Below are 395 nucleotides of genomic sequence, written 5' to 3'. Positions count from 1 at the left end.
ACCTTGCCCCACCCCATTGCCGTCTGTGCCTCGCTCAATGCCAGGACTTGAGGTCCACGAAGAACTCCGGATACCCCTTCCACTTGTCGCGGAAGTAGGCTGCGTTGCGGTTGAACAGCTGCTTGTAGCGCTCGCTGCCCTCGCTGGCGCCGGTAGTCTGGTGCGGCTGGTGACGGACACCGGCCAGGTCACGGAACGCCACCGAATAACCAGCCTTCTTCACCTGGAAGCAGATGTCCGTGTCTTCGAAGCACGTAGGGTCGTAGAACACATCGAAGCCTTCCAGACGCTCGAACAGGTCACGGGCAAGGAACATGCAGCTGGTCCCCAGGAAACCCACGTCATCGCGGTATCCCTTGATGCGGGCCTCGTTGTTCATGCCGCGATTGGGAAGG

1 protein-coding gene is annotated in these 395 nt (G+C 60.5%); it reads right to left on the bottom strand.

What is annotated here, in order from left to right; translation table 11 throughout:
- Positions 1 to 34: 34 nt before the first annotated feature.
- On the bottom strand, positions 35 to 395 hold a 361-nt coding region (locus FNX44_RS27780; protein WP_228450360.1), incomplete at its 5' end, for a glycosyltransferase family 2 protein.

This window comes from Streptomyces alkaliterrae (assembly GCF_007097205.2).
Taxonomy (GTDB): Bacteria; Actinomycetota; Actinomycetes; order Streptomycetales; family Streptomycetaceae; genus Streptomyces; species Streptomyces alkaliterrae.
Note: the sequence above shows the minus strand (reverse complement) of the source record. Positions and strands in the feature narration are given on the sequence as shown.